At 45.2% G+C, this 8648-nt stretch carries 6 protein-coding genes; 3 read left to right on the top strand and 3 right to left on the bottom strand.

Translation table 11 applies throughout. The annotated features are described in order from the left end of the window. Both Q4A89_RS11260 and Q4A89_RS11255 read right to left on the bottom strand, forming a co-directional pair. The coding region (locus Q4A89_RS11260) for an IgGFc-binding protein (protein ID WP_303185583.1) at positions 1 to 1975 on the bottom strand (1975 nt) is incomplete at its 3' end. Positions 1976 to 2391: 416 nt separating this feature from the next. After that, positions 2392 to 4548, bottom strand: coding sequence for a translation factor GTPase family protein (locus tag Q4A89_RS11255; RefSeq protein WP_303185582.1), 2157 nt, complete (start codon positions 4546 to 4548; stop codon positions 2392 to 2394). 205 nt (positions 4549 to 4753) lie between these two features. Between Q4A89_RS11255 and hemW the strand changes: the two genes are divergently transcribed. The 3 genes from hemW to Q4A89_RS11240 all read left to right on the top strand — a co-directional run bounded on the left by hemW (position 4754) and on the right by Q4A89_RS11240 (position 8437). Further along, positions 4754 to 5878 carry a radical SAM family heme chaperone HemW gene (gene hemW / locus Q4A89_RS11250; RefSeq protein ID WP_303185581.1) on the top strand — a complete coding sequence of 375 codons (1125 nt, stop codon included), beginning with the start codon at positions 4754 to 4756 and terminating at the stop codon, positions 5876 to 5878. 141 nt (positions 5879 to 6019) lie between these two features. Further along, positions 6020 to 6595: an AAA family ATPase gene (locus Q4A89_RS11245; protein ID WP_303185579.1), complete on the top strand. Its 576-nt coding sequence runs from the start codon at positions 6020 to 6022 to the stop codon at positions 6593 to 6595. Positions 6596 to 7225: 630 nt separating this feature from the next. Beyond that, positions 7226 to 8437 (top strand): peroxiredoxin, encoded by a 1212-nt coding sequence (locus Q4A89_RS11240; RefSeq protein ID WP_303185578.1) that lies wholly within the window; start codon positions 7226 to 7228, stop codon positions 8435 to 8437. Here Q4A89_RS11240 and Q4A89_RS11235 read toward each other — a convergent pair. Further along, on the bottom strand, positions 8438 to 8648 hold a 211-nt coding region (locus Q4A89_RS11235), incomplete at its 5' end, for a hypothetical protein (protein ID WP_303185577.1). It lies immediately after the preceding gene.

The following is an 8648-nucleotide window of genomic DNA, read 5'->3' as shown; positions in this document are numbered from 1 at the left end:
GAGTCGTGTCGCAAGTCACCTCGTTAGCCCCCGAACCGGCTGTAGCAGAAAGGTGTAACGTGACCTTTTTAGGCCCCGTAGAGTGCCAAACAACTTTGGGATTAGCCACGTTGGCTGTAGCCGGATTTCCGCCTTCAAAGGTCCAGTTAATACTTAAGGTAGGCATGTTCAGCATCGACGGGTTTATATCGATATCGAACTGTTGCGGAACTCCTATTTTGGCCGGTTTGTCGGGTCGGCGCTTGATGGAAGCATCCCATACCATATCGAGTACCCAAACCGTATCTTTAATGATACGCGGATCTTGATTCATCTCCAGCACATACATCCCTTTTTCACGCGCCTTGATAGACGGTGTCGTCCATGTTTGGGTCGGTGTCGTATACCCCGTATCCGGATAATGCGACCACAGATAACTTAACGCATAACCCCCCACCAAGGAAATGGGAGTCGGTTTATCGGAACAGCGCCAGAACGTATCGGGGTCGAACGCGAAGCTGCCGAAGCCCGACAGATAACCATAGCCGGCTGTTACAGACCCTACACCGTTGAAATAGCCTAACGAGAAGGTAGATTCATCGTTACTGATCAAGGCCATTTTGTTATCTTCGCTTGTCGGAAGACTAATGTTAGCATACCGCCATTCGTTTGCAATGCCGCCAGGAATCACCATCGGGGTAATCGGTCCAACGACATCCGACAGTTTCCGTGCGGCTCCCGCACCGTAGCTGATCATAAAGGCCGTATCCGTATGTTCACGAAAGACCAGAAAAATATTATTCTGATTAGGCATACCTTGCGATTGATAAAACGCGATCTGCTGCTGGCTGATGGAATACATGGACGGAATGATAGCCCCTCCCAGCTCTCCGTTCGTCGCCGTATGCTGATAGCAATAAACCGGCTCGGTGGCATCCACGAAAATATCGCTTGCCGTGCCATTCAGATTCGACATATCGACGTACCACATATCACCTGTATTCAGAGCCGGCGAAGTGAGTGAACCGCCATTGTAATAAACCTTGATCGTCGTATTCGGTTGGGTGGCTACAAAGTCTACCCGTTCTCCTACGGTCGAATATCCGCGTATAACAACATAACGCTTGCCCACCATCTCTACCGGTACCAACTGGTCACCGACCACATCGGTCGAGCCGCTTGCATGAGGGCCTCTGACTGCACTGAAACAATCTTCCGTCTGAGTGACAGCAATCGGCTTGTCCGACCGAATAACCGTTCCGGCCAGTGTTCCCGTATTTTTAGTGAGCGCAATCGCTTCGGGAGTGTTTGTGGTACCCACCGTATCTTCACGCAAGGTCAGTGTTTGCCCCGCATGAGTAAATGTAAATGTATGAGTGCCGACATTCAGATGATTAGTTGTTCCAAGCATGCAACGCTTTTTCAAATCGACCGTAACGGTCGTATTGGACTGAGTGGCTACAATTTCAATCTCATCGCTACCCATATTATAAATTGCATGCGGGCGCTGTTCAAAGTAGTTGCCTTCCTGCTTCATGAATGGTGTAATAAAATGCGTGCCCAACGCAGGAGCTCCCTTCAAAGCATAGATATCACGCTGTGTATTAGCATTAATCATATAGTAAACCAGAATCTTGACATCACTCGTGATATGAATGCCGTAATTGGATACCGTCCCGGCCAAAGCTGCCGGCGTTTCGACCAAAGAAGCCAAAGGAGTTGGAGGCCAGTCCGTAAAATCTAATTTGTAGAAACCCCGTGCAGGAACAACAATGTTCTGCTCAAATGCAGCACTACCAGCAGGTGCTCCCCCGTGACAGGTAATACGTACATTCGCATTTTTTACTTTGTTCGGATTTGAAAACACAAAAAAGACCGGGCTGTCTGAATGCGACTTGGCCACGTCGGAAGCGGAAAACCAGAATTCCGTATCCTGTGCCCTAAGATTCGCCAGTACACAAAGGCAGGCGAATAGTAAGAATAATTTTTTTCTCATAAGTAATGTTTTTATTATTAATTCGGATTTCAATCATACCATTTCCACACTTGCTGTCATCAGATTCAATGTAAGACATCTGACTCTTTGACAAGACAAAGGTAGAAAAAAAATTCAGCAAGCAAAAACAACTCTTGATCACGATGTAACACTTATACGAAGTATAAATAAAAGATATTGAATCCGATTCGATGGTTAAATTTGAAAACATTTATTCGTAAAATCCCCTTCTCACGATTCATGCAAAAGTCGCTTGCATAGCAGAAAAAGGAAGCGGAGAGGTCATCATAGGAGATTCGGAAATATCTGTGGTGAACTCATTCTTTCCGGAAGAGCAGAAAAAAGCCCCTTCCATCACGGAGGGGGCTTCCCTTAAATACATTTAAACAAAAAACAAAAGCAACAATGATTCTTTATTATTCGTCTTCTTGACTCGTTGCATAATCTTTCAGCAACTTATCCTGCACCTCAGACGGTACTAATTCATAACTGGCAAACTTCATGGAGAAAGATGCCCGCCCGCCGGTGATCGAGCTGAGTGAGGTCGAGTAGCTTGCCATTTCTTTCAATGGCACTTTAGCCATCAGCTTCTCATATCCTCTCTCGCTATTCATGCCCATAATCAACGCACGACGTCCTTGCAGGTCACTCATTACATCACCCATATAGTCACCCGGTACAAGCACCTCCACATCGTAAATGGGTTCCAAAATTTTCGGGCCGGCCTCTTTAAATGCTGTACTGAATGCGTTACGGCCTGCTAGCATGAACGAGATTTCATTACTGTCCACGGGGTGCATTTTCCCATCATAGACACAAACCCGCACATCGCGTGCATAAGAGCCGGTTAATGGACCCTGCTCCATGCGCCCCATGATACCTTTCAGAATGGCGGGAAGGAAGCGTGCATCGATCGCACCTCCAACGATGCAGTTTACAAAAACGAGCTTACCGCCCCATTCAAGGTCATAAATCTGGGTATCACGAACATTCATGCGGTATTCCTGTCCGCCGAAACGATAAGCTGTAGGAGCCGGCATCCCTTCGTAGTAAGGTTCGATGATTAAGTGCACTTCACCAAACTGACCTGCTCCCCCCGACTGTTTTTTGTGCCGGTAGTCGGCACGTGCAGCTTTTGTAATCGTTTCGCGATAAGGAATTTTAGGTTCGATATATTCGATGGAGAGTTTATCGTTATTCTCAATTCTCCATTTGAGAGTGCGCAGATGGAATTCACCCTGACCCGATACAATCGTCTGCTTCAACTCTTTCGACAGTTCAACGAGCCATGTAGGATCTTCTTCATGCATCCGGGCAAGAATTTCACTCAGCTTTTCGGCATCCGCTTCGTTGGCCGGTTTAATGGCGCGACGATACTTCGGTTCGGGATACTTAATAAAGTCGAAACGATATTCACAGCCTTTTCCGTTAAGGGTATTACCGCGACGCACATCTTTCAGTTTTACGGTAGCCCCGATGTCGCCGGCCTCCATTTCCGTTACTTCGTTGCGCATCTGCCCATCTACTACAAAAAGCTGAGCAATGCGCTCTTTTGAGCCACGATCTGCATTTGTCAAATCGTCGCCGACTTTTACTTTTCCTGATACAACCTTGAAATAAGAGACCTGTCCGATATGCGGCTCTACCGTTGTTTTGAAAAAGAACAGACTTGTCGGGCCTGATGCCGTCGGAGTGACCTCTATGCCTTCCGTGGTTACGAGGCGAGGCATCTTGTCGGTGCACGGCACCACATTACCGAGAAATTCCAATGTGCGGCGCACGCACATGTCCTTTCCGGCACATACGCAGAAAATCGGAAACATCCCGCGAGTAACGAGTCCGGCCCGAATACCCGCACGCATATCATCCTCCGAAAGCGTTCCTTCTTCGAAGAACTTCTCCATCAGGGAGTCGTCGTGCTCTGCTGCGGCCTCGACGAGTATCTTATGCAATTCTGCGGCTTTCTCTGCTTCTTCGGCCGGAATTTCCAAGACTTCAGGCACACCTCCCTCAGGCTTCCAACGATACATCTTCATCTTCAGCACATCGACCACTGCATTAAATGCAGCTCCACATTGTATCGGATATTGTATTTGAACGGCTTTTGAGCCATAATTGTCTTTCAGCTGCGAAACGGTATTGTCATAATCCGCTTTATCATTATCCAACTGGTTGACAACAAATATAACCGGCTTATGAAACTCTTCCGTATAGCGGAATTGATTAATGGTGCCCACCTCTACACCGTATTGGGCATTGAGTACCATCAAGGCGGTATCCGTCACGTTGAGAGCCGATACAGCCCCACCGATAAAGTCGTCCGAGCCCGGACAGTCGATAAAGTTCAACTTCAGCCCGTTCCATTCCACGCTAAATACCGTTGAAAAAACGGAATAACCATAATCTTTCTCAACCGGGAAATAATCGCACACCGTATTTCCGGCTTCTACCGTTCCGCGACGTTTTATAACTCCACTCTCGTAAAGCATTGCTTCAGCGAGAGTGGTTTTCCCCGAGCCCGAACTTCCCAAGATAGAGATGTTCTTGATTTCATTTGTTTGATAAACCTTCATATTATTGTTCTTTTAATTAATTGACACAATACGCTTCATAGTACATGGCCCATGATTTGCTTTGTTTTTTAAAAGTGTCGCAAAATAGACATTGTTCCCGAACCGAACAGCGAAAAAAGTCATGTTTAAAAACATTATTCTGCAACATATATTTCCTTTTTTATTGAAAAACAGTATTTTTGCCCCCTGATTATCCATAAACGGAATGGCAGGAATCTATATTCACGTCCCTTTTTGCGCCAAGCGATGTGCTTATTGCGACTTTTACTCGCAGACGAGTCATGCGTATAAAAACACTTATATTGAATCCGTTGCACGTGAGCTGGAAGAACGAGCAAGCTATATACAAGGCGAGCCGGTCGAAACAATTTATTTTGGCGGAGGTACACCGTCTCAATTGAAAGCAGACGCGTTGGGACGGATTTTTAATGCCATCGAGCAACATTTCGACGTGTCGAAGTGTGCAGAAGTGACGCTCGAAGCGAATCCCGACGATCTTACCGAAGCGTATCTGGACGACATCCGCAGCCTGCCATTTAATCGCATCAGCCTTGGCGTACAAAGTTTCAACGATGACGACCTGCAGAAGCTGAATCGTCGCCATGATCGCGACAAGGCCATCGAGGCGGTGCGTCGTTGTCAGGAGACAGGTCTAACGAACCTCAGCATCGACCTTATTTACGGATTACCGGAGCAGACGCTTGAGGCTTGGGAGGCTAATCTGGAAGCAGCGTTCGGATTGAATGTTCCTCATTTTGCGGCATATCATCTCAGCTATGAAGAAGGAACTCCTCTCAACCGGGCAATGAAAAGCGGTGCGGTGCGTCCGGTCGGAGAAGAGACAAGTGTAGAGCTCTACCATCGATTGATTGAGAAGGCTGCCTCGGCAGGATATGTCCATTATGAAATTTCCAGCTTTTGTTTTCCCGGCTACTTTTCGAAGCATAACACATCGTATTGGACCGGCAAAAAATATCTCGGCGTAGGCCCTTCCGCTCATTCATACGATGGCTGTTCCCGACAATGGAACGTTGCTTCTTTATCTCAATACTGCGACGCCTTGTCGCATAATCGGCCTTATTTCGAACAGGAGTTTCCAACCATACGCATGCGCTATAATGAGTATATCATCACCGGACTGCGTACCATGTGGGGCATACGACTCTCTCTGTTGAAAGAGATGTTCGGGGAGGATTATACGCGCCACTTCGAGCAGCAAGCAGGGCCTTACCTGCGATCGGGAAAACTCCGACAGACGGACGACTCTGTGTGTATTTCGGAAAAAGCGCTTTTTACTTCCGACGGAATCATATGCGACCTGATGAGTTAAGAAAATAACGAAAAAGCGAAGAATTTCATGCAAACTGATAGCAAAAACGTTTTTTTTCTGCGTTTATTGTCTTTTTTCTTAAAAAAGCATGGTTGTTACAAAAAGATTACATACCTTTGCCTCAAGTAACCATTAAAAGTTGTGCCGTACTTATATATTATATCCGGATGCAATGGGGCAGGAAAAACAACGGCCTCATATACGATCTTGCCGGAGATGCTGGGCTGTAAAGAGTTTGTCAATTCGGACGAAATAGCGAAGGGACTGTCACCTTTCAATGCCGACAGCATCACGGTTGCGGTAGAAGCCAGTCGGATCATGTATAGGAGAATCAGAGAGTTGATATCGGCAAACAAGACTTTCGCATTAGAGACAACCTTGGCCAGTCGTTCGATTGCCAGGCTGTTGCAAAATGCACAGGAAAAAGGATATTATGTCACATTACTTTATTTCTGGCTCAATACGCCCGATTTGGCGGTGGAGCGGGTGCGCAACCGAGTGATGGCAGGAGGGCATAATGTAACGGAAAGTACGGTGCGCAGGCGCTATGCAGCCGGCATTCAAAATCTTTTCCAGTTGTATATCCCGATCTGTGACTATTGGATGATTACCGACAATTCATTATCTCCGATGGAGGTGATTGCCAAAGGGTTTAAGAGCGGAAAGAAAGAAATTTATAATACTGTTGTTTATAATAAATTAGAAACTTATGAATGAACGAGAGTTAAGCAAATTTGAAGAGAACGTCGTAAAAGGAGCCAGTTTGGCGTTTCAACGTTTGGTAAAGAAAAGAAAAGAGGAAAACGGAGAATTGGTTTTCGCTCGTAACGGACAAATATTTCGTGTAAAAGCCGTTGATTTGTAGGACAAACAAACTTCTTTCAAAGAAAAAACGTCCGCCATCTCAATTAGCAAAAGACTATTTATATACACTATTTATCTATACCGTTTGACGTAACGAGTACTTCTTTTACTCTTATTGCATTGATTGGTCGTCGCAAAACGATGTGGTCATACATGCCTATCGTATTGCCTGTTCTCTTTTTATCCCTGTACTAAACATCTGCTCTTTCCCATGGACAACTTTTACGCAGGGACTTACTCCACTGTAGTAAAAAATTTCAACGATCCATGCTCGCATCGGATGCCATCCACATCATAAAAGCATTTTCTAACCGCCCTTCCCCCCCCTATAATTCCACCTTCTAAAATAAGTACACTCCTGATCTTATTTATATAAAGTCGTATCTTTGTGTTTCCAACTTGTTGGGTAAGATCGTTCTGTTTTGCGATTGAGGAGCTGAAAAGAGCGGTATAAAATACTGATTTTAAATAATACATAACAATATGAAAACAATTCTTCTCGGTTTATTTATTTGGTTTGTCGCAATCGGCGGACAGGCCATGTCGTTCAAAATTGAAGGAACAATCAAAGGCTTAATGCCCGGCGACACGCTTACGTTCGAACGTATTACTATGCCCGGTTATATTCTTAATTTCGCATTTGAAGTCATTGTTGAAAAACAGGATGAGTTTACCTACAACGGCGCTCACGAAGATATCGGTTATTATCACATGGTATATAAGCCCGTTTCAAGAAAAAGAATTCATAGCAGCAAAGGCGCGCTGCCCATCCTTATCAAAGACGGAACGACGCGATTGATCGGCACGACAACGCAAATCTACTATTGTCGGTTGGAAGGAGGGCTTTACGAAAATGAGTTGCTGCAAAAGAGCTTACAATTTAAAGATTCTCTTAGTAGAGAGAGAGACCGTTTTACACTCCTTGTCGAAGAAGCGAATTTGTCAAAAGACACGATCAAAGCACAAGAATATGCGAATAAGTTTAATTCCTTCTATATAGACCATCAAGAAGCGTTTAAAAAATCATCCTTGTTGCAAGAAACATTTTTCAACCAATATCCCTCTTCCGAACATACCATCATAGAAGCACTGACGAGAGTTAACTCCTCTCCTCTCGAAACGACGAAGCAAAGATATGAGAAGATGAACGACGAAGCCCGAAACAATCACTTCGGAAAAATCCTGAAGCAGGAGATCGATAAATTATCCGCATTGCAGCCGGGGAATGACGCGCCTGATTTCCGACTGATTGCTCTGGACGGGAAAGAAGTATCGTCGAAAGATTGTGCCGGATCTTATGTGTTGATTTATCACTGGGGACTGTGCCCCGGCTCTTTGATGATTGACAAAGAGGTCATCGAGCTATATCACACATACAAAGACCATTTAATCGTTATCGGCATAACAGATAATATAAACTATATAAAAGGTGCTTATGAAAACACCCGGCCGGGTGAGATGCTGATGAATATAGAACTGAAACCTGTTTTGAAGAATATGCTTGCTCACCCGTGGATTGACGCGGAGAAAAGCAACGGCAATGAAAAAATAGAGAAAGACTACGCCTTTGGAGGCTTTCCTTTCTTTGTGTTTATCTCGCCCGATAGAAAAATCATCATAAGAGACTTCCATAAGGCTTTTTATACGGCAAAAGAAAAACTGAAAGCCGAATTCGGGAATCACAACGGTCAGTAATCAGCAGAAGACATGGTTCGGGAAGCAGACAAACACATGGGACAGACTCCATCCTATATGGGAAATGGTTTGCCCCATGTGGGAAATCGTTTCCCCGACATGGGAGACGATTCGCCCCACGTGGAAAGAGCTTCGTCCGAAATCGAAAGGTTTGTAAGGGTGTGTCAAAATGCAATGTTTGGGCACACCCTCTTTAGGTGTGTAAGAATGG

Origin of the sequence: Tannerella sp. (assembly GCF_030528505.1) — a bacterium.
Classification (GTDB): Bacteria; Bacteroidota; Bacteroidia; order Bacteroidales; family Tannerellaceae; genus Tannerella.
Note: the sequence above shows the minus strand (reverse complement) of the source record. Positions and strands in the feature narration are given on the sequence as shown.

What these genes read in the sequence shown, in the direction of transcription:
- Q4A89_RS11255 (WP_303185582.1), bottom strand. Translation starts at nt 4,548, where the DNA reads ATGAAGGTTTATCAAACAAATGAAATCAAGAACATCTCTATCTTGGGA.
- hemW (WP_303185581.1), top strand. Translation starts at nt 4,754, where the DNA reads ATGGCAGGAATCTATATTCACGTCCCTTTTTGCGCCAAGCGATGTGCT.
- Q4A89_RS11240 (WP_303185578.1), top strand. Translation starts at nt 7,226, where the DNA reads ATGAAAACAATTCTTCTCGGTTTATTTATTTGGTTTGTCGCAATCGGC.